The organism is Puniceibacterium sp. IMCC21224 (genome assembly GCF_001038505.1).
Taxonomy (GTDB): domain Bacteria; phylum Pseudomonadota; class Alphaproteobacteria; order Rhodobacterales; family Rhodobacteraceae; genus Puniceibacterium.
Window position 1 is genome coordinate 1,426,867 of record NZ_LDPY01000001.1, and the last position, 18,144, is coordinate 1,445,010.

20 protein-coding genes are annotated in these 18,144 nt (G+C 59.9%); 8 read left to right on the forward strand and 12 right to left on the reverse strand.

Going from position 1 to position 18,144, the window contains the following annotated elements:
- Together IMCC21224_RS06555 and IMCC21224_RS06560 are read right to left on the reverse strand one after the other, a co-directional pair.
- On the reverse strand, positions 1-1,155 hold the full coding sequence (locus IMCC21224_RS06555; RefSeq protein ID WP_047994667.1) for an MFS transporter: 1,155 nt from the start codon (positions 1,153-1,155) through the stop codon (positions 1-3).
- Between the two features lie 97 nt (positions 1,156-1,252).
- Positions 1,253-1,630 carry a thioredoxin fold domain-containing protein gene (locus IMCC21224_RS06560; protein ID WP_047996927.1) on the reverse strand — a complete coding sequence of 126 codons (378 nt, stop codon included), beginning with the start codon at positions 1,628-1,630 and terminating at the stop codon, positions 1,253-1,255.
- A gap of 128 nt (positions 1,631-1,758) precedes the next feature.
- Between IMCC21224_RS06560 and IMCC21224_RS06565 the strand changes: the two genes are divergently transcribed.
- From IMCC21224_RS06565 to IMCC21224_RS06600, 8 genes are all read left to right on the forward strand, one after another.
- Entirely contained in the window at positions 1,759-2,496 is a 738-nt protein-coding gene (locus IMCC21224_RS06565) for a cytochrome c biogenesis CcdA family protein (RefSeq protein WP_047994668.1), read from the forward strand.
- A 47-nt stretch (positions 2,497-2,543) separates the two neighbouring features.
- Positions 2,544-3,128 (forward strand): thioredoxin family protein, encoded by a 585-nt coding sequence (locus IMCC21224_RS06570; RefSeq protein ID WP_047996928.1) that lies wholly within the window; start codon positions 2,544-2,546, stop codon positions 3,126-3,128.
- A 284-nt stretch (positions 3,129-3,412) separates the two neighbouring features.
- Positions 3,413-4,042: an ATP-dependent Clp protease proteolytic subunit gene (locus tag IMCC21224_RS06575; protein ID WP_047994669.1), complete on the forward strand. Its 630-nt coding sequence runs from the start codon at positions 3,413-3,415 to the stop codon at positions 4,040-4,042.
- A 155-nt stretch (positions 4,043-4,197) separates the two neighbouring features.
- A complete protein-coding gene (gene clpX, locus IMCC21224_RS06580) occupies positions 4,198-5,463 on the forward strand; it encodes an ATP-dependent Clp protease ATP-binding subunit ClpX (protein ID WP_047994670.1) in 1,266 nt (421 codons plus the stop codon).
- A 131-nt stretch (positions 5,464-5,594) separates the two neighbouring features.
- Positions 5,595-5,957: a RidA family protein gene (locus IMCC21224_RS06585; RefSeq protein ID WP_047994671.1), complete on the forward strand. Its 363-nt coding sequence runs from the start codon at positions 5,595-5,597 to the stop codon at positions 5,955-5,957.
- Positions 5,958-6,036: 79 nt separating this feature from the next.
- Positions 6,037-6,420 (forward strand): NADH:ubiquinone oxidoreductase subunit NDUFA12, encoded by a 384-nt coding sequence (locus tag IMCC21224_RS06590; RefSeq protein ID WP_047994672.1) that lies wholly within the window; start codon positions 6,037-6,039, stop codon positions 6,418-6,420.
- Positions 6,421-6,424: 4 nt separating this feature from the next.
- On the forward strand, positions 6,425-6,874 hold the full coding sequence (gene mlaD / locus IMCC21224_RS06595) for an outer membrane lipid asymmetry maintenance protein MlaD (RefSeq protein ID WP_047994673.1): 450 nt from the start codon (positions 6,425-6,427) through the stop codon (positions 6,872-6,874).
- Entirely contained in the window at positions 6,871-7,242 is a 372-nt protein-coding gene (locus IMCC21224_RS06600; RefSeq protein ID WP_047994674.1) for a DUF2155 domain-containing protein, read from the forward strand. The genes mlaD and IMCC21224_RS06600 overlap by 4 nt, the downstream gene beginning before the upstream one ends.
- On the opposite strand, the gene aat is transcribed toward IMCC21224_RS06600, so the two are convergent.
- From aat to IMCC21224_RS06650, 10 genes are all read right to left on the reverse strand, one after another.
- Positions 7,206-7,841, reverse strand: coding sequence for a leucyl/phenylalanyl-tRNA--protein transferase (gene aat, locus IMCC21224_RS06605; RefSeq protein WP_047994675.1), 636 nt, complete (start codon positions 7,839-7,841; stop codon positions 7,206-7,208). The genes IMCC21224_RS06600 and aat overlap by 37 nt on opposite strands.
- A gap of 84 nt (positions 7,842-7,925) precedes the next feature.
- Positions 7,926-9,278 carry an acetyl-CoA carboxylase biotin carboxylase subunit gene (accC, locus tag IMCC21224_RS06610; RefSeq protein ID WP_047994676.1) on the reverse strand — a complete coding sequence of 451 codons (1,353 nt, stop codon included), beginning with the start codon at positions 9,276-9,278 and terminating at the stop codon, positions 7,926-7,928.
- 10 nt (positions 9,279-9,288) lie between these two features.
- Entirely contained in the window at positions 9,289-9,765 is a 477-nt protein-coding gene (accB, locus tag IMCC21224_RS06615) for an acetyl-CoA carboxylase biotin carboxyl carrier protein (RefSeq protein WP_047994677.1), read from the reverse strand.
- A gap of 124 nt (positions 9,766-9,889) precedes the next feature.
- Entirely contained in the window at positions 9,890-10,429 is a 540-nt protein-coding gene (locus IMCC21224_RS06620; RefSeq protein ID WP_047994678.1) for a hypothetical protein, read from the reverse strand.
- Positions 10,430-10,585: 156 nt separating this feature from the next.
- Entirely contained in the window at positions 10,586-12,535 is a 1,950-nt protein-coding gene (gene acs / locus IMCC21224_RS06625; protein WP_047994679.1) for an acetate--CoA ligase, read from the reverse strand.
- Between the two features lie 187 nt (positions 12,536-12,722).
- The gene (locus IMCC21224_RS06630) at positions 12,723-13,478 is read right to left on the reverse strand and encodes an ABC transporter ATP-binding protein (RefSeq protein WP_047994680.1); all 756 of its coding nucleotides are present in this window, start codon (positions 13,476-13,478) and stop codon (positions 12,723-12,725) included.
- Positions 13,479-13,493: 15 nt separating this feature from the next.
- On the reverse strand, positions 13,494-14,249 hold the full coding sequence (locus IMCC21224_RS06635) for an ABC transporter ATP-binding protein (RefSeq protein ID WP_047994681.1): 756 nt from the start codon (positions 14,247-14,249) through the stop codon (positions 13,494-13,496).
- 11 nt (positions 14,250-14,260) lie between these two features.
- Positions 14,261-15,463 carry a branched-chain amino acid ABC transporter permease gene (locus tag IMCC21224_RS06640; RefSeq protein ID WP_047994682.1) on the reverse strand — a complete coding sequence of 401 codons (1,203 nt, stop codon included), beginning with the start codon at positions 15,461-15,463 and terminating at the stop codon, positions 14,261-14,263.
- Between the two features lie 3 nt (positions 15,464-15,466).
- A complete protein-coding gene (locus IMCC21224_RS06645; protein WP_047994683.1) occupies positions 15,467-16,498 on the reverse strand; it encodes a branched-chain amino acid ABC transporter permease in 1,032 nt (343 codons plus the stop codon).
- 105 nt (positions 16,499-16,603) lie between these two features.
- The gene (locus IMCC21224_RS06650; protein WP_047994684.1) at positions 16,604-17,965 is read right to left on the reverse strand and encodes a substrate-binding protein; all 1,362 of its coding nucleotides are present in this window, start codon (positions 17,963-17,965) and stop codon (positions 16,604-16,606) included.
- Between the last annotated feature and the right edge of the window lie 179 nt (positions 17,966-18,144).

The following is an 18,144-nucleotide window of genomic DNA, read 5'->3' on the forward strand; positions in this document are numbered from 1 at the left end:
TCAGACGCGGCGGCGCCGGGCCAGCCAGACATGCAGGGCCAGACCACAGGCGTAGCTTAGAAATATAAATGCCAGTCCGCCACCCGGCCCGGCCAGTGCCAGCGCCGCCAACAGAACCGGGGTCCCGGCGAGGTTGCCCATATTGCCCATCTGCGCCACTGCGCCGTTGGCCAGCGCCCGGGCCGACGGCGTATCGTTCAGCTGCGGGATCGCGGCAAAGCTTGCCGCCTGCACCAGCGCCAGCGCCCCGAACAGCAGGATCGGCGGCCAGAGCGCGCCTGGCAGGCTCCAGACCAGCAAGGTGCCAAGAGCAGAGAGCGCGAACCCCGCGATCACCACCGGCACCGCAGGCACGACCCGCAACAGCGGCGCAACCAGCACCAGCGATACGGCGATTGACGTCAGTGGCAGTACACCCGTCAACCAGGGCGGTGCTTGCGGCCCGAGCACCATCGGCAGCACCGTCAGCAGCGACACAAAGGTCAGCGTATAGCAGAGCCAACCCAACCCCGCAGCGCCGATCCGGGGGGACTGGTAGATGGTGCCATGTTGGCGCAGGATGTCGCGCCAACCCGGCAGCGGCTGTGGTGTGGCAAGCGACCGTACTGGCAGCACCGACCAGAGCAACAGCGCCATCAGCGCCATGTAGCCCCCATGTACCGCCAGCAGTGCCCCCGGTCCGAACTGGTCGATCAGCGGCAGGCCAAGCCACGCGGCCAGGCCATAGGCGACACCGAAAAAACTGCTCCACAAGGTCATGGCACCGGCGCGCCAACGGTCTGGCGCCAGTTCAGCGATCAGCGTCGGAGCTGCCACGACAATCACCAGGTGCGACAGTCCCTCGGCCAGACGGCTGAGCAAGAACACCGGTAGCGGTGGCAGCAGCGCCTGTAGCATCGACAGTGCCGCGCCCAGCATCAGTCCACTCAGCAGCATCCGCCGATAGCCCAGCCGTGCCACGATCATCCCGGCAACGACACCGAGCAACAGTCCGACAAGGCTGAGCAGGGATACTGCAAACCCCAGACTTGCTCCGGCCTGCGGATAGATCAATGCGAGCGCTGGAAAGGCCACAGAAATCTTGGCAAATTGCCCCGCAGCCCCCAGCCCGGCCCCCCACAGCGCGAGGATCACAAAAAACGTGGCGCGGGGCATCGAAACATCTCTTGATCTGGGGCGGATGCCGACGTCTTAGGACATCACAGTCCCAAGTGCCAGTCGTAGCGCGACCAAAGGGAAGCCCGTCACCAGATCAGGATGGGGCGGGTTCAAATCCGGTGTGGTCGCGCAGCATCTGTTCCAGCAAGGACCAGAAGAAATTGTCGCCCGGATAGCCTTCGATCCGGGCCAGTTCGTGGCCATCGTCGATCAGGACGAACGTGGGAGTGAACGACACTGGCCGGTCATAGATGATGCCATCCGGCGGATCCGCACGCAGATCGGCGCGCAGGAGAGGGGCAAAGCGACCCTCGGCGGTTTTGGGGTAGATCGGCGCGATTTCTGCATCCCAGCGGGCGCAATAGACGCAGCCGGGCTGTTCAACCATCACAAGGCGCGGATCGGCCAGCGCGGGTGTTGCGACCGCAGTCATGGCCCAAAGCATGAGGGCAGGAAAAATATGTCGGGTCATTCGGTAGCCTGATTGACGTATCATCATATTCATAAGTAATGTTGCGATGAGACGGGATCAAGGCCCGGCCTCCCCGTTTGCAGCTAGGCGGGCAGCCGACAGAACCAACAGACGGAAATGGGGCGGGCATGCTGGATATCACCTTTGCCGGGGCGGCGCTGGCCGGGCTACTTAGCTTTTTTACCCCATGCATTCTGCCGATGGTGCCATTTTACCTGTGCTACATGGCGGGGCTGAGCATGGCCGAGCTGCGCGACGATCACGGCCTTGCTGTCGGGGCGCAGCGGCGGCTGGTCACGCAGGCGGTGTTGTTTGCGCTGGGGGTCACGACGATCTTTGTGCTGCTGGGCATGGGGGCGACGGCGCTGGGGCGGGCCTTTGCCGATTGGCGTGAACCGCTGGGCTATGTGGCTGCGGCGGTGCTGGCAATCTTTGGCCTGCATTTCTTGGGCGTGATCCGAGTGCCAATCCTGTACCGAGAGGCCCGCGTCGAAAGCACGACCGAGCCGACGACGCTGATTGGTGCCTATGTGATGGGGCTGGCGTTTGGATTTGGCTGGACGCCGTGTGTCGGGCCTGCGCTGGCGTCGATCCTGATGATTGCCAGTGGCATGGGGGACATCGCGCGCGGCGGACTGCTGCTGGCGGTTTACGGCGCCGGAATGACGGCGCCGTTTGTCGTGGCGGCGCTGTTTTCTGGGCCGTTCCTGCGCTGGGTCGCACGGCATCGCCGGGCCATGGGGGTCGTCGAAAAAGTGATGGGCGTTATGCTGCTGATCTTTGCTATACTCATCGCGACAAATAGTATGAACCTGCTGGCAGATGCGATGCTGCGCTGGTTTCCAGGGTTCGCCGCGATAGGATGAGGCCCGGCAAGATTTCCGACATAGGGAGAGGGTGGATGAAAACTGCAATGGCACGAGGCCTGATCGGATTGGCCGCAGCGGTATGTTTGATGACGGGGGGCGCAAGAGCGGTCGAGCTGGGCGACGACGGCCTGCACAAGGCGGACTGGATGCGCGACACCTTCAAAGACCTGCGCGAGGATCTGGACGAAGCCAATGCCGAGGGCAAGCGCCTGATGCTGATCTTTGAACAGCGCGGCTGCATCTATTGCACCAAGATGCACGAAGAGGTGTTTCCGACCCCGGCGGTACATGACTACCTGAGCGAGAACTATTTTGTTGTGCAGCTAAACCTGCATGGCGATATCGAAGTGACCGATTTCGATGGCGAAGTGCTGAGCGAAAAGGACATGGCGCGCAAGTGGCGGCTGCTCTTTACGCCGACCATGATGTTCCTGCCTCAGGAGGTTGGCGACGACCTTTCGGCGGACGAAGCGGCTGTGACGATCGTGCCCGGCGCATTCGGTGTCGGGACCACGCTGGACATGCTGACCTGGGTCAACGAAAAGCGCTATCTTCTGGACAGCGATGAAGATTTCCAACGCTACCATGCACGCCGGATTCAGGAGCGCGACAACGGCAAGACCGACTGAGCCGCGTGTCGCGCGCAGGCGGGGCGTCTTGACCGACGGGGTGACATTTCACAGATTTTGTCTCTGTACAGTGAGACGCGGCGCGACCTTGCAGGGTTCGGCGCAAGGCCGGATTTCCTGCATGCCGCGTTGACGTCGCCTGCGCTGGGCGGCATCCTGCCCGCATTCTAGCGCCGTCACCCAAACCCTAATTCCCCGCCAGCCCTTGCAGCCCCCCAAGGCCGATACTAAGACTCAGGTAAGACCTTTTCGGTAAGACGACGACAACAACAGGCAGGCGGATTATGAGAGACCCAGTTGAAACCTACATGAACCTCGTGCCCATGGTGGTCGAACAGACCAGCCGTGGCGAGCGGGCTTACGACATCTTCTCGCGCCTGTTGAAGGAGCGGATCATTTTCATCAACGGCCCGATCCATGACGGGATGAGCCATCTGATCGTGGCCCAGCTACTGCACCTTGAGGCAGAAAATCCGAGCAAGGAAATCAGCCTTTATATCAACTCGCCCGGTGGCGTAGTGACCAGCGGTCTGTCGATCTACGACACCATGCAGTACATCAAACCCAAGGTCAGCACGCTCTGCATTGGGCAGGCGGCGTCGATGGGGTCCGTGCTGCTGGCAGGTGGTGAGGCAGGGATGCGTTTCTCGCTGCCCAACAGCCGGATCATGGTTCACCAACCCTCGGGTGGGTATCAGGGCCAGGCGTCGGACATCATGATTCATGCGGCTGAAACTCAAAAGCTCAAGGATCGGTTGTACGATATTTACGTCAGACACACCGGCCAGACCAAGAAAGCTGTCGAAAAGGCGCTGGACCGCGACAACTTTATGTCCCCCGAAGAAGCCAAGGAATGGGGCCACATCGACGAGATCGTGACCAGCCGGGCCAAGGCTGAAGAAGACGCGTCCTAAGTTTCTGCTGCGCCGCCGGGACAGGTGCCCGGTGGCGCATTTTGCGATTGTGGCCGGGGTGGCCCTGTCCTAAGCTTGGACGATTAAGTGGCCAGGACGGTCGCTGCGGGGCTGGAATGGCCCTTGCGACACGATCTGGACAAGAAAGGTGCGAAATGGCGACGAACTCTGGCGGTGACAGCAAGAATACACTCTATTGCAGCTTCTGCGGCAAGAGCCAGCATGAGGTGCGCAAGCTGATCGCGGGCCCGACGGTGTTCATCTGCGACGAATGCGTAGAGCTTTGCATGGATATCATCCGCGAAGAAACCAAGGGATCTGGACTGAAATCCGCCGACGGGGTGCCGACTCCGCGCGAGATATGTCAGGTTCTGGACGATTATGTGATTGGCCAGATGATGGCCAAGCGTGTGCTGTCGGTTGCGGTGCACAACCATTACAAACGGCTGAACCACAGCGCCAAGACCAACGATATCGAACTGTCGAAATCCAACATTTTGCTGATCGGCCCAACCGGGTGCGGCAAGACGCTGCTTGCGCAGACCTTGGCGCGGATTCTGGATGTGCCGTTTACCATGGCCGATGCGACCACCCTGACTGAGGCCGGATATGTCGGGGAAGACGTCGAGAACATCATCCTCAAGCTGTTGCAGTCGTCTGAATACAATGTCGAACGCGCGCAGCGCGGCATCGTCTATATTGACGAGGTCGACAAGATTACCCGCAAGTCCGAAAACCCGTCGATCACCCGCGACGTGTCGGGCGAAGGTGTGCAGCAGGCGCTGCTCAAGCTGATGGAAGGCACCGTGGCGAGTGTCCCGCCGCAGGGGGGGCGCAAACATCCGCAGCAGGAATTCCTGCAGGTCGACACCACGAATATCCTGTTCATCTGCGGCGGTGCCTTTGCTGGTCTCGATCGGATCATCTCGCAGCGCGGAAAAGGCTCGGCAATGGGCTTTGGCGCGGATGTCCGTGACTTGGACTCCCGCGGCGTGGGCGAAGTGTTCAAGGAACTCGAACCCGAGGATCTGCTCAAGTTCGGCCTGATACCGGAATTTGTCGGTCGTCTGCCAGTTCTCGCCACACTTGAAGATCTGGATGAGGATGCGCTGGTCACTATCCTGACCCAGCCCAAGAACGCGCTGGTCAAGCAATATCAGCGCCTGTTCGAGATGGAAGATACCGCGCTGACCTTTACCGACGATGCGCTGACCGCGATTGCCAAACGGGCGATTGCGCGCAAGACCGGGGCACGTGGTCTGCGCTCGATCCTCGAAGCGATCCTGTTGGAAACGATGTTCGAACTGCCCGGCATGGACGAAGTGACCGAGGTTGTGGTGAACGAAGAGGCGGTGAACTCGGACGCGAAACCACTGATGATCTACGCCGACCAAAAGAAAGAGCCGGCCAGCGCAGGCTAAGCTCCCTGTGCGAACGACGGCGTGAACAGGGCGGGGGGAATCCCGCCCTTTTTGTATGCTTGGTGGAACTGGGACGTTGACAGCCGCACTTGTTTTGCGCTGATAGCGGTAAATCATCAGAGGTGCGATCCATGACCATCAAACGTATCTATTCCGGCAGTCAGTTCGAGGAAAAGATCGGCTATGCCCGCGCCGTGGTTGCGGGCGGCTTTGTGCATGTGGCCGGTACAGTGGGACAGGGCGATACGGTCGAAGAGCAATGCCAGACCGCGCTGGGCATTATCGCCTCGGCACTGCGCCAGGCGGGCGCGACGTTTTCCGATGCGGTGCGGGTGACCTATTATCTGCCTGATGCCGCCGAGTTCGAGGCGTGCTGGCCAATCCTCAAGCAGACCTTTGGTGATGCCCCACCGGCTGCGACAATGGTGGAATGCAACCTTATTGATCCGAAATACCGCATTGAGATTGAACTGACCGCGCTGACACCGGTCTGAAACGCTGGTCTGTCGCTCGGGTGTGCTGGACCTTGTACAGCCGATGGGCCATACAGGCAGACAACAAAAGGAGTCGTCCATGGGCATTCTGAACACGCTTCTGCGCGCCGTTACCTGGTGGAACGGGCAGACACTGAATACGCAATGGTACACCCGGCGCCACGGCGAAAAAGTGGGTGAGGATACACAGGGCAACATCTTTTATCAAACCAGTGATGGCAAACGCCGCTGGGTGATTTTCAACGGCGAGAACGAGGCGACGCGCGTTGGTGCGGAATGGCATGGCTGGCTGCACCACACCTATCAGGAACCGCCGACCGAACGCCCGTTGGCCCACAAGTCTTGGGAAAAGCCGCATCAGGAAAACCTGACCGGCACCGCGCTGGCATATGCCCCGGCCGGGTCCTTACGTCGTATGGATCCAAAACCACGCAGCGATTACGAGGCCTGGAGCCCGGAATAACGCCATGACCGAGCACACCACAGAGATCCTTGTGGGGGGGGCGGTTCTGGCAGCCGCGTTCGCCTTTGGGGTCTTTACCGTCCAAGTGGCTGGAATTGGCGTCAGGTCCGAAGGATATCCACTGACCGCAAGCTTTCGTTCACTTGAGGGCATATCCGTTGGGACCGATGTTCGGCTGGCAGGGGTCCGGGTTGGAACGGTGACCGGGGTAGAGCTGAACCCTGAAACCTATCGCGCCGAAACCGTGGTGCGGATCAACGGTGACATCAAAATTCCCGACGATTCCGCGATCGTGATCGCGTCCGAGGGTCTTCTGGGGGGGAACTTTGTCGAAATCTCGCCCGGTGGGTCGCCGTTTTTCTATGAAGCGGGGGCAGAAGTTCTGGACACGCAGGGCGCAGTCAGCCTGATGTCGCTGCTGATGAAATTTGTGGGCGGGCAGGCGGGCCAATGATCCGAAATATTCTATGGTGTTGTGCCACAGCTTTGGGGCTGTCGGCGGCTGTGGTCGGCGCGCAAGAGGCGGTGACTGACAGTTCAGGCGCAGTGCTGCGTACGTTGGACAAGCTGAACGGAACGGTGCGGGATCTGGATCTGTCCAAAGGGCAGGCACAGGCGCTGGGACGCATCGAAGTTGAATTGGACGATTGCCGCTACCCCGAAGGCAACCCTTCGGGGGATGCCTACGCCTTTTTGACCATCCGCGAGGTTGGCGTTGCTCAGCCAATATTCCGCGGGTGGATGGTTGCTTCGGCCCCGGCGTTGAACGCACTGGATCATCCGCGTTACGATGTCTGGGTGCTGCGCTGCAAGACCTCTTGACCCGAGGCTGGAAGCGGCACTGAGAGTATGTTCGCCTGAGCGTCCAGTGCATCCGCAAGACGACGCTGATAGTTAGAACGCGATATTTCGACGGCCCCCAGAGAGGCGAGGTGCGGTGTCAGGAATTGGGTGTCAAACAGCATGAAACCGGTCGTGCGCAGGTGGCAAATCAACCAGGCCAGCGCGACCTTTGATGCGTTGGTACGGCGAGAGAACATAGATTCTCCGCAAAAGGCCGATCCCAGGGTGACACCATAAACCCCACCGACGAGTTCGCGGTCTTGCCAGATTTCCAGTGAGTGTGCCTCACCCCGCCGGTGAAGGGCGCTGTATAAGGCAAAAATCTCGTTACTGATCCAGGTTTCATCCCGATCCGCGCATCCATGTACGACCTCTTGAAACGCCTGATTCAAGGTCACGGAGAACGTGTCGCGGCGCAATTGCCGTGCGAGGCTGCGCGAAATATGAAACCCTTCGAGTGGAAATATGCCCCTTCGCTGCGGATCGACCCAAAAAATCTCTGGATCATTGCGGCTTTCTGCCATCGGAAAGACGCCGTCACGGTAGGCCAGAATCAAAAGATCGGGTGTCACGTTCACGCCGACGCGGGCCCAAAAGTTTCGTGAAAACCTTTGGCAAGACTTTGTTCAAAAGTCTTTGGCGCGCGTCGGGTCATGAAAAAACTAGCCTTGCTGAAGTGCCTGTTCCAGCCATTTTTCCAACCAGTGGATATTGTAGGTTCCGGCATGGATATCGGGGTCCTGCAGCAGCGCGTGGAACAGCGGGATTGTGGTATCGACACCATCGACAATCAGCTCACCCAGGGCGCGATTCAGTCGCGCCAAAGCTTCTGGTCGATCGCGTCCATGCACGATCAGTTTGCCGATCAGGCTGTCGTAATAGGGGGGAATCCGGTAGCCATCATATAGCGCGGAATCCATTCGCACCCCCAGGCCACCCGGCGCATGATACTGGGTGATACGTCCCGGGCTTGGCGCAAAGTTCGGCAATTTCTCGGCGTTGATGCGGACCTCGATGGCGTGGCCATTGATCTTTAGATCATCCTGGCTGAACGACATCGGCAGGCCCGAGGCGACGCGGATCTGTTCGCGCACCAAATCGACGCCAAAAATGCCTTCGGTCACGGGATGTTCAACCTGAAGTCTGGTGTTCATCTCGATGAAGTAGAAATCGCCGTTCTCATACAGAAATTCGATGGTGCCAGCGCCAGTGTAGTTGATCGCCGCCACGGCGTCTGCACAGGTTTTTCCAATGCGGGCGCGTTCCTCGGCTGTGATGCAGGGACCAGGGGCCTCTTCGAACACCTTCTGATGGCGGCGCTGAAGCGAGCAGTCGCGCTCGCCCAGATGCACCGCGCCGCCCTTGCCATCGCCAAAGACCTGGATTTCGATATGGCGCGGGGTGGTCAGGTATTTCTCGATATAGACTTCGTCATTACCAAACGCGGCCTTGGATTCGGAGCGGGCGGTGTGGAAGGCGTGCTCCATCCCAGTGGCGTCGAGTGCAACTTTCATGCCGCGCCCCCCGCCGCCGGCCGTGGCCTTGACGATCACTGGATAACCGATTTCTTCCCCGACTGTTCGGGCGGTATCCAGATCGGGCACACCACCTTCAGAGCCTGGGACGCAGGGCACACCAAGCGCCTTCATCGTGTCCTTGGCGGTGATTTTATCCCCCATGGTACGGATATGTTCGGCGGTCGGGCCGATAAAGGTTAGGCCGTGATCTTCGACAATCTGCACGAAGCGGGCATTTTCCGAAAGAAAGCCGTAGCCGGGGTGGATCGCCTGAGCGCCGGTCACTTCGCAGGCCGAGATGATGGCGGGAATCGACAGGTAGGAGTTTATCGAGGGCGGCGGACCGATGCAGATCGTCTCGTCCGCCATGCGCACATGCATGGCGTCACTGTCAGCGGTGGAATGCACCGCCACCGAAGCGATTCCCATTTCGCGGCAGGCGCGGATGACACGCAGGGCAATTTCGCCCCGGTTGGCGATCAGGATCTTGTCAAACATCGGAGCGGCCTTATTCGAGGATCACGAGCGGCGCACCGTATTCGACGGGGGCACCATCCTCGACCAGAATGCGTTTGACCACGCCCGCACGTGGCGCGGGAATATGGTTCATGGTCTTCATTGCCTCGACGATCAACAGCGTGTCGCCTTCTGACACCGGCTGACCGACATGGATAAAGGCAGGCGAGCCTGGTTCACCCTGCATGTAGACGGTGCCGACCATCGGTGAGGTCACAGCGCCCGGATGGGCCGCGGGATCCTCGGCTGCGGGGGCCGTTGCCGCAGCCGCGGGAGCCGCAGCAACGGCCAGTGGCGCGGCGGCCACGGGGGCCGGTGCAATCTGCGTCTGACGGCTGACACGGACGCTGAGACTGTCGTCGTCGCCATATTCACGTTTGACCTGCAATTCGGTCAGGTCGTTTTTGCGCAGCAATTCGGCCAGTGCCTGGATAAAGGCCACATCTGCGTCGTGTTTCTTTTCGGTCATGAATCCTCGCCCGGTTCAACTGCGAACGGCCCTGCGGGGCCACCATCGGCTGCCCGCTTGTAGCCCATAGGTCGCGGTATGAAAAGCGATGCTGTAGACGAATGAGTGCGGCGGCCCGGTCCTGTCAGGCAAAGATGTCCAAATGGTGGTGACTGGCCGGGTTCTTGGGCGGTACAGCGTCGTCCGAGTCGGGTGGCATGATCTGTCCCGCTATGGCGACATGCGCTGCGACGCCGGTCGAGTTGGGCTCTTGAGGGGGCGTATTGGTCGTCCCCGTCGGGTCGGATGTCGGGGTGGTATCGCGCGCCGCATCGGGAGTGATCGGGTCAGAGCGTTCGGAGGAAAGTGCGGCGTCCCTGTCGGTTTCGGCAATGGTATTTCCGGTGGTTGGGTCGATTCCCGCCTGCTCTGATAAAAGAGCGATGATTTTCAGCTGGGTGATCGAAGGGGGCGCGATATGGGTTGCAGGATCTGGCCTACCTTGCGCCTCGAACCATAGGCGGGCGGTCGATTTGTCCTGTTCGAGGCCTGTGTCGCTGGTGGACTGTTGATTGACAGGGGCGACTTTGCGACTGGTCGATGGCAGGGGCGTAGTGGCGGGCAGGCCCAGCGGATGGCCGGTGGTCTGCGGTGCTGCCCATGGCGCGAGCGTCGGAACAAGCATGATATGCGTCCTTTGTAGCTGTGGCCCCCGACCTCAGACTAGCAGAAGAGACGCCGATTTCGGCGGAGAATCAAAGCAAAAGGTTAACGCCAGCCGCATTACCGGAAAAATCACGTTTAGGATGCGGGCCACCAGCGCGGCCCGCATCAAACGATCTCAGTCGCGATGCATCCGATTTTCGATCAGGTCATCCACCACGGACGGATCGGCGAGTGTCGAAATATCGCCAAGGGTTGCGTGGTCGTTTTCCGCGATCTTGCGCAAGATACGGCGCATGATCTTACCCGAGCGGGTCTTGGGCAGGCCGGGCGCCCATTGAATCAGGTCCGGCGAGGCGATCGGCCCGATCTCTTCGCGCACCCAGCCGCGCAGTTCTTTGCGCAACTCCTCGGTGGGTTCGACTCCGTTCATCAGGGTGACATAGCAATAGATGCCCTGACCTTTGATGGCGTGGGGATAGCCAACCACAGCGGCCTCGGCGACGGCGGCGTGGGCGACCAGCGCCGATTCAACTTCGGCGGTGCCCATGCGGTGGCCCGAGACATTGATGACATCGTCGACCCTGCCGGTGATCCAATAATCCCCATCGGCGTCGCGACGGCAGCCATCACCGGAAAAGTAGTAGCCTTTGTAATCCGAGAAATACGTTTTCTCGAACCGGTCGTGATCGCCCCAGACGGTGCGCATCTGGCCGGGCCAGCTTGTCTTGATCGCCAGCACACCTTCGGTGGGGGACTCGTGGATTTCCTCGCCGCTGGTGGGGTCCAGCACGACGGGTTGTACGCCAAAGAACGGCTTCATCGCGGCGCCGGGTTTGGTGGCATGCGCACCGGGCAGGGGGGTCAGCAGGTGACCGCCGGTCTCGGTCTGCCACCAGGTGTCGACGATCGGACATTTGCCGCCGCCGATCACGTCATTGTACCAGTTCCAGGCTTCGGGGTTGATTGGTTCGCCCACGGTGCCCAGCAGGCGCAGAGACGACAGGTCACATTTTGTGACGGGATCGTTGCCCTGACCCATCAATGCGCGGATCGCAGTGGGGGCGGTGTAGAACTGCGTCACCTTGTGCTTTTCGCACACCTGCCAGAACCGCGAAGCGTCTGGCCAGGTCGGCACACCCTCAAACATCAGTGTGGTGGCGCCATTGGCGAGCGGGCCGTAAACGATATACGAATGCCCGGTGACCCAGCCGACATCCGCCGTACACCAATAGACATCGCCGTCGTGGTAATCGAACGTCACTTCATGCGTCAGCGCGGCATAGACCAGATATCCACCTGATGAGTGGACGACCCCCTTGGGCTGGCCGGTCGAGCCAGAGGTGTAAAGTATAAAAAGCGGATCCTCGGCGTTCATCTCAGCCGGTTCAAAGCTGGTCGGCGCCTCGGCCGCGAGTGCGTTGTAATCAACATCGCGGTCCTGAACCCAGGTGGTCTGGTCGCCGGTGCGCTTGACCACCAAGCATTTTACCGAATCTTTGCAATGCAGCAGCGCCTTGTCGGCGTTGGTTTTCAGCGGCGTTTTGCGACCGCCGCGCGGGGCGTGATCGGCGGTGATCACCACCTTGGCTTCGGATCCGTTGATCCGTGCCGACAGGGCGTCGGGCGAAAAACCGGCAAAGACGATGGAATGGATCGCGCCGATGCGGGCACAGGCCAGCATGGCATAGGCAGCTTCGGGGATCATCGGCATGTAGATCACGACGCGGTCGCCGCGTCCGACACCCAGATCGCTGAGCACGTTGGCCATGCGGCAGGTGTTGTCGTGCAGCTGCTGATAGGTGATGTGCTGTGCACCCTCGGCAGGATCATCGGGTTCCCAGATGATTGCGGTCTGATCCGCACGCGTGGCCAGATGCCGGTCGATGCAATTTGCCGAGACGTTCAGCGTGCCATCGGCGAACCAGTTGATCTTGACCTGTCCCAGGGTGAAATCGACGTCGCTGACCTGCGTCGGGGACTTGATCCAGTCGATGCGCTTTGCCTCGCGCGACCAGTAGCCATCGGGGTCGGTGACGCTCTCTGCATAGAGCGCGTCATAGCGCGCCGCATCCACATGCGCGCGGGCAACGGTATCTGCCGCGGGGGGATAGGTTTTATGTATCATGGGGTCCTCCAGTTTTGCGCGCAGGGAAGCTGGACTGGTGCCGGAATGCAAGCCTGCTTTGGTCGTATCGCGGCCATGCCGCGGGTCGGGTAGGGCTGCTCGCGCTGGGATCGCACCTGCGCGAACGGCCCGGACTGGGCCTGCGCCCGGCCCATTGCGTCTGAACCGCAGGGCCGGACAGGCCGCGTCAGATCGCCAGATATTCGGCGCGAAGCTGCTCGTTCTCAAGCACTTCGGCGGCGGTGCCGTCGAACACGATGGACCCGGTGTCCAGGATCACAGCGCGGTCCGCCAGTTGCAGCGCCCGCACGGCGTTCTGTTCGACGATGATCGTGGTCATGCCCTGTTCCTTGACGATGCGCAGAGTTTTTTCGATCTCGTCAACGATCACGGGGGCCAGACCTTCGTAGGGTTCGTCCAGCAGCAGCACCTTGATATCGCGGGCCAGCGCACGGGCAATGGCGAGCATCTGCTGCTCACCGCCCGATAGGGTCACGCCCTCTTGTTTGCGCCGCTCACCAAGGCGGGGGAACAGCTCGTACAGCCGCTCAAGCGACCAGCCGATGGGCGGCGCGATCTGTGCCAGTTGCAGGTTTTCCTCGACTGTCAGGCCCGCGATGATGCGGCGGTCTTCGGGAACGAGGCCAAGGCCGGCAATCGACGCCTGATACGACGACATCCGGTGCAATGGCTGATGATCGAGCCAGATTTCACCCTTTTGAACCTGCGGATCTGCAAGCCGCGCGATCGAGCGCAGGGTGGTGGTTTTGCCAGCGCCGTTGCGGCCCAAAAGGGCGAGGATCTCGCCCTCGTGGACGTTAAAGCTCACGCCCTGAACAATATAGCTCTCGCCGTAATAGGCGTGAATATCCCAGACCGAGAGAAAGGCAGGGGCTGTTTCGGCGTGGTTGGCGTGCTTGGAAAAGTCGGGTTTGACGTTCATCTGTGTGCCCTTTTTTTAGGCCGATTCGCCGAGATACGCTTCGCGTACCTTGGGGTGGCCCTTGATGTTTTCCGGCGTATCCTCGACCAGCGGGGTACCTTGCGCCAACACCGTGATCCGATCCGCGAGCGAAAAGACCACGTGCATGTCGTGTTCGATGATGCACATGGTGATGTTGCCCCGGCCCTTGATCTCTTTGAGCAGGTCGATGGTGTTGTTGGTGTCTGCGCGGGCCATGCCTGCGGTCGGTTCATCCAGCAGCAACAGGCGCGGCTCCTGCACCAGACACATTGCCATTTCCAGCCGCCGCTTGTCGCCGCGCGACATCGACGCTGCGTGCATGTCCAGCTTGTCCTGCATGTTGACCTCGGTCAGCATTTCCTCGGCCCGTTCGCGCAGGGCTTTTTCGCGGAAGACGGATTCAATCGCCCGCATGCGAAACGATCCATCCCGTTTGGCAAAGCAGGGGATCATCATGTTTTCGATCACTGTCAGATCGCCAAAGATCTCGGGTGTCTGAAACACGCGTGAAATACCCATCTGGTTGATTTCAAACGGCTTGCGCCCCAGAACTGACTGACCGTCGAACATCACTGACCCTGTGTCAGGGATCAACTTGCCCACCAGGCAGTTCAGCAAAGTGGACTTGCCCGCGCCGTTCGGCCCGATGATGGCGTGGACGGTGTTCTCCGTCACCGAGAGGTTTACGTTGCCGAGGGCCTGTAGGCCACCGAAGCGCTTGTTGACGTCTTTGACTTCAAGAATGCCCATGTCGCGCCTCCTTATTCTGCGGGTGTCTTGGCGGCGGACGCAGCTGTGTCCGAAACCTTTTTGCGGCGAAACAGCTTGCCGATGCGCTGGCCACCTTCAACGAGGCCACCGGGCAGAAAGATCACCACGGCCATGAACATCAGGCCCAGCGTCAGCGACCAGCCTTTGCCCACAAAGGGGTGCACGATGGTCACGATAAAATCTTCGAGTCCGTCTGGCATGAAAGCGAACCACTGGTGCAGGACGTTATCGTTGATCTTCGAGAAGATATTCTCGAAATACTTGATAAAGCCTGCGCCCAGTACCGGGCCGATCAGCGTGCCGGCACCGCCCAGAATGGTCATCAGGACCACTTCGCCAGAGGCTGTCCACTGCATCCGCTCGGCACCTGCAAGCGGATCCATTGAGGCCAGAAGTCCGCCCGCCAAACCGGCATACATGCCCGAGATCACAAAGGCTGCCAGCGTGTAGGGCCGTGCATTCAGGCCAGTGTAGTTCATCCGCTGCTGGTTGGATTTTACCGCCCGCAGCATCAGACCAAAGGGTGAGCGGAAGATGCGGATCGCCAGATAAAAGGCCAGCAGCAGCATAACTGCGCAGAGGTAGTACCCGACATTGAACTGGAACAGCCAAGGGCCGACATCCATCTGGTAGGTTGACCGCATTTCCAGACCAAAGATCGCAGTGGCCGGGATGCCGCCGTCAGCGGTGGCAGACACCCCCAGAACCCTGGGATCGCTAAGCGTCAATTGCAGACCGGTTTCACCATTGGTGATGGGGGTCAGTACCGAATAGGCCAGCGCAAAGGACATCTGCGCAAAGGCCAGCGTCAGGATCGAGAAATAGATGCCAGAGCGGCGCAGGCTGACAAATCCAATGACCACTGCAAAGATTCCCGACACGATGACCGACAGCACAATGGCCGGCAGCACGTTCATGCTCAGGAGTTTGAACATCCAGACCGCTGAATAGGATCCGACCCCCAGAAAGGCCGCGTGGCCAAAGGACAGATAGCCGGTCAGGCCAAAGAGGATGTTGAAGCCGATGGCAAAGATGCCGAAGATCACGAACCGCTGCATCAGGTCGGGATAGCCCGCGTTGAACTGCGCCAGCGATGAGCCTTCGGGGAACGGGTTGAGGATAAATGGGGCAAGAAGCGTCATTGCCGCCACGATCAGCAGTAGGGTGGTGTCTTTTGTGTTCAATCCGAACATGGCTTAATCCTCCATCACGCCTTTGCGGCCCATCAGGCCCCGTGGACGGGTCAGCAACACGACGATTGCCACGACATAGATGATAATCTGGTTGATCCCCGGGATCAGGTCGATCACCTGAGTCATCGACGCAAAGCTTTCGAGGACCCCGAGTAGGAAGCCGGCCAGCACGGCACCGGGCAGCGATCCCATGCCGCCGACGACGACGACTACAAAGCTCAGCACCAGAAAATCCATGCCCATGTGGTAGTTGGGCGAATTGATCGGGGCGTACATCACACCGGCCAGCCCCGCCACGGCGGCGGCGATGCCGAACATGATGGTAAAGCGTTTGTCGATGTTGATGCCCAGCAGGCCGACGGTTTCGCGATCTGCCATGCCGGCCCGCACAACCATGCCGAAGGTCGTGAATTGCAGAAAGGCAAAGACCGCACCGATGATCACTGCAGCAAAGGCAAAGTACACAAGACGCCAGTAGGGATAGATGATCGCATTGGGATCAAAGCCCAGCAAGACGCCGAAATCGAACGACCCGGTGAACACGGCAGGCGCGCCGGTGGGGATCGGATTGGCACCGTAGAAATATTTGATCACTTCCTGCAACACGATGGCGAGGCCAAAGGTGACAAGGATCTGATCCGCGTGGGGACGTTTGTAGAAATGCTTGATCAGTCCGCGTTCCATGACAAAACCGATGAAAATCATCACCGGAACCGAGAAGATCAGCGCCAATGGGACCGACCAGTCGACGATCGCCGCGCCAAATTCGGGACCAAACCAGGATTCTACATAAGGTGTGTTGATTTTGGCGGGATTCCCCAGAAAATCGGTGCGTGTCGGGTCCAGCGTTTCATAGCTTAGCGACAGAATGCGCTGTACGGTGACGGCGCAGAACGAGCCGATCATAAACAGGGCCCCGTGGGCAAAATTGACCACGCCCAATGTGCCAAAAATCAGCGTCAGACCCAGCGCGATCAGCGCATAGGCCGAGCCTTTGTCGAGTCCGTTCAGCGTTTGCAGAATGATTGCGTCCATCGTCCCACCCTTTGTGCGGTTATCATGTGGGGAAGCACCCGGGCCCATGGCCACGGGTGCGATAAAACCGGCCGCGGGGTGGCGGCCGGTTTCGAAATCGAGCGCTTAGGCGCCCGGATTACAAGCACCCAGCTGGCCGCCGGCAAACATTGGATGCTCGGGGTCATAGGTCACTTGATCGACCGGAGTCACCTCGACGATTTCCACCAGGTGGAATTCGTCCTCGGGGTTTTCGGCACCTTTCACGACCAGCACGTCCTTGAAGCACTGGTGGTCTTCGGCACGGTACGAGGTCGGACCGTTGCCAAGGCCGTCGAATTCAAACCCGGCCAGGGCTTCGCCCACGGCGCAGGGGTTGAACGATCCGGCGCGCGCCACGGCATCCGCATAAAGCAGCGTCTGCGCGTAGCAGGTCTGGGCAGCCTGGCTCGGCGGGAAACCGTATGCCTCGCCAAAGGACTTAACGAACGCGTTGGTGCCTGCATATTTGGCGCCCTTCTCGTTCTCGATCTTCCAATCCCAGTTCTGCGACCCGACGATGCCCTTGATGTTGGCACCGGCACCTTTGGCCATCAGCTCGGAGTAGAGCGGCACGACGATCTCGAAGTTCTTGCCGTTCACCTGCTTTTCGCGCAGGCCGAATTGAACCGCGTTGGTCAGCGAGTTGACCATGTTCCCGCCGTAATGGTTCAGAACCAGAACATCTGCGCCCGAGTTCAGAACCGGCGCGATGTATGACGAAAAGTCCGTCGCGGCGAGCGGGGTGAGGACGTTGTTGACCGTGGTCCAGCCCAGAGCTTCGGTTGCCGCCTGGATCGATTCCTGCTGCGTCCAGCCCCAAGTGTAGTCGGCTGTCAGGTGATAGGCGGCACGATCCGCTCCGTAGAGGTTCTTGAGCACCGGCGCCAGCGCGGCGGCTGACATATAGGCGTTGAAAAAGTGCCGGAAACCGTTGGCCTTCTTGTCCTTGCCTGTGGTGTCGTTCGAGTGGGTCAAACCGGCCATAAAGACCACGCCGGCCTCTTGGCACAGGCCCTGAACCGCCACAGCCACACCCGAGGAGGAGCCGCCGGAGATCATGATCGCGCCGTCTTTTTCGATCATCGACTTGGCCGATGCGCGGGCGGCGTCGGATTTTGTCTGGGTGTCGCCAGTCACGAACTGGACCTTCTTACCCATGATGCCGGTGCCGTCGAGCGCCTTGGACGAGAAGGTCTGCAGCATGCCGCCGTCGCCTTCGCCGTTCAGGTGCTTGACCGCCAGTTCAAAGGCACGCAGCTCGTCCGCGCCCTCATCCGCATAGGGACCGGTCTGCGGTACGTTAAAGCCGAGTGTCACGGTGTCGCCCGTCGGAGCGTTGGTAAAGCCGGAATGCGCGGCCGCAGAAAGATAAGTGGGCAGGGCAAGGCCTGCGCCGGCTACAGCACCGGTCTTGATCACGCCACGGCGTGTCAGATGTTTGGTCATTAGAAACCTCCCAGTTTTTTGAAGTGCAGAGGCGAGCTCCTCAACTCGCGACCGCGCGCACATTTGTGCAAACTCAGTATCGCGGATGTGGTGCAAATTTCGCAACAACTGCTTTATTCGTATTGATTTTTTTGTCAAAAAATGAACAAGTAGACTTGCCATTCTGTAAATTATTTTAT

Bases quoted from the DNA above. Each gene is read 5' to 3' on its own strand.
- IMCC21224_RS06565 (WP_047994668.1), top strand. From the start codon at position 1,759: ATGCTGGATATCACCTTTGCCGGGGCGGCGCTGGCCGGGCTACTTAGC.
- IMCC21224_RS06560 (WP_047996927.1), bottom strand. From the start codon at position 1,630: ATGACCCGACATATTTTTCCTGCCCTCATGCTTTGGGCCATGACTGCG.
- IMCC21224_RS06570 (WP_047996928.1), top strand. From the start codon at position 2,544: ATGGCACGAGGCCTGATCGGATTGGCCGCAGCGGTATGTTTGATGACG.
- IMCC21224_RS06645 (WP_047994683.1), bottom strand. From the start codon at position 16,498: ATGGACGCAATCATTCTGCAAACGCTGAACGGACTCGACAAAGGCTCG.
- acs (WP_047994679.1), bottom strand. From the start codon at position 12,535: ATGATACATAAAACCTATCCCCCCGCGGCAGATACCGTTGCCCGCGCG.
- IMCC21224_RS06555 (WP_047994667.1), bottom strand. From the start codon at position 1,155: ATGCCCCGCGCCACGTTTTTTGTGATCCTCGCGCTGTGGGGGGCCGGG.
- IMCC21224_RS06620 (WP_047994678.1), bottom strand. From the start codon at position 10,429: ATGCTTGTTCCGACGCTCGCGCCATGGGCAGCACCGCAGACCACCGGC.
- IMCC21224_RS06590 (WP_047994672.1), top strand. From the start codon at position 6,037: ATGGGCATTCTGAACACGCTTCTGCGCGCCGTTACCTGGTGGAACGGG.
- IMCC21224_RS06640 (WP_047994682.1), bottom strand. From the start codon at position 15,463: ATGTTCGGATTGAACACAAAAGACACCACCCTACTGCTGATCGTGGCG.
- mlaD (WP_047994673.1), top strand. From the start codon at position 6,425: ATGACCGAGCACACCACAGAGATCCTTGTGGGGGGGGCGGTTCTGGCA.
- IMCC21224_RS06585 (WP_047994671.1), top strand. From the start codon at position 5,595: ATGACCATCAAACGTATCTATTCCGGCAGTCAGTTCGAGGAAAAGATC.
- IMCC21224_RS06630 (WP_047994680.1), bottom strand. From the start codon at position 13,478: ATGAACGTCAAACCCGACTTTTCCAAGCACGCCAACCACGCCGAAACA.
- IMCC21224_RS06575 (WP_047994669.1), top strand. From the start codon at position 3,413: ATGAGAGACCCAGTTGAAACCTACATGAACCTCGTGCCCATGGTGGTC.
- accB (WP_047994677.1), bottom strand. From the start codon at position 9,765: ATGACCGAAAAGAAACACGACGCAGATGTGGCCTTTATCCAGGCACTG.
- accC (WP_047994676.1), bottom strand. From the start codon at position 9,278: ATGTTTGACAAGATCCTGATCGCCAACCGGGGCGAAATTGCCCTGCGT.
- IMCC21224_RS06600 (WP_047994674.1), top strand. From the start codon at position 6,871: ATGATCCGAAATATTCTATGGTGTTGTGCCACAGCTTTGGGGCTGTCG.
- IMCC21224_RS06635 (WP_047994681.1), bottom strand. From the start codon at position 14,249: ATGGGCATTCTTGAAGTCAAAGACGTCAACAAGCGCTTCGGTGGCCTA.
- IMCC21224_RS06650 (WP_047994684.1), bottom strand. From the start codon at position 17,965: ATGACCAAACATCTGACACGCCGTGGCGTGATCAAGACCGGTGCTGTA.
- clpX (WP_047994670.1), top strand. From the start codon at position 4,198: ATGGCGACGAACTCTGGCGGTGACAGCAAGAATACACTCTATTGCAGC.